The sequence below is a fragment of the Gemmobacter megaterium genome (genome assembly GCF_900156815.1).
GTDB lineage: Bacteria > Pseudomonadota > Alphaproteobacteria > Rhodobacterales > Rhodobacteraceae > Wagnerdoeblera > Wagnerdoeblera megaterium.
This window is the reverse complement of sequence record NZ_FTOT01000044.1, coordinates 1-1050: the sequence shown is the minus strand read 5'-3', so window position 1 is coordinate 1050 and position 1050 is coordinate 1. Positions and strand designations below refer to the sequence as shown.

Genomic DNA, 1050 nt, shown 5'->3' with positions numbered 1-1050 from the left:
GGCTCTGTTGCACAAATCGGCTGATGGCCGGGGTTCCCCTTTCCCCGGACAGACTTATCCCACGGGCTCTGTGACAGGGATGCCGAGCGCGGTGTAGCCGTTCAGAACGGCGATACGGACCTGAAGCTCCGCGACCTGTCGGTCGAAGTCCCGCGCCATGAGGCGCTGCCCCAGCAGTTTCACACAGTGCATCTTCGTTTCGACGCGGCTTCGGCGGTGGTATCCGCTCCATCGTCGCCAGAGAGCACGACCGAGGTATTTCGATGCCCGCAGCGCTTCGTTTCGTGCGATCGCGCCGGCGGTGACGGTCTTCCACGGCTTGGCATTCTTGCGAGGCGGAATGACAGCGCGGGCGCCGCGGTCAGCGATTGCATCGTGGCATTTGCGGGTGTCGTAGGCACCGTCGGCAGTGACGCTGCTGATCTGCTCGTACGCTGGGATCTGGTTGAGCAGGTCGGGTAAGACCGGTGCATCGCCGATATGGCTCCCTGTGACCTCGACTGCGCGAACCTCCAGTGTTTCCTCGTCGATCCCGAGATGGATCTTGCGCCAGACGCGCCGTTTGGGTCCACCATGCTTGCGGGCGTGCCACTCGCCTTCGCCCTCGACTTTGATACCCGTGCTGTCGATCAGCAGGTGCAGCGGCCCCTTGGAGCCGCGATACGGGATGTTCACGGCCAGGGTCTTCTGGCGGCGGGACAGGGTGCTGAAGTCGGGCACCGCCCAGTCGAGGCCGACCAGCCGCAGTAGGCTTTCGACGAAGCCTGTCGTCTGCCGAAGCGCCATGCCGAACAGCACCTTCATCGAAAGGCATGTCTGGATGGCGGCATCGCTGTAGGTCTGCTGGCGGCCACGCCTACCTGTCGGCGCGGCATCCCAGCTCATCTCGGGATCGAACCAGATCGTCAGCGAGCCGCGGCGCTTGAGCGCTTCATTGTAGGCTGGCCAGTTCCTGGTCCTGTAGGTCGGGGGTGTAGGTCTGCTCATGTATCCCAGCTACCACGCTGGATTCATGAGATGAATCCCACACGGGATTTGTGCAACAGAGCC

Annotated in this window: 1 protein-coding gene; it reads right to left on the bottom strand. The window is 63.1% G+C overall.

Going from position 1 to position 1050, the window contains the following annotated elements; translation table 11 throughout:
- Window positions 1–54 precede the first annotated feature (54 nt).
- Window positions 55–987: an IS5-like element ISPko1 family transposase gene (locus BW970_RS20260; protein WP_076534770.1), complete on the bottom strand. Its 933-nt coding sequence runs from the start codon at window positions 985–987 to the stop codon at window positions 55–57.
- Between the last annotated feature and the right edge of the window lie 63 nt (window positions 988–1050).

Bases quoted from the DNA above. Each gene is read 5' to 3' on its own strand.
- BW970_RS20260 (WP_076534770.1), bottom strand. From the start codon at position 987: ATGAGCAGACCTACACCCCCGACCTACAGGACCAGGAACTGGCCAGCC.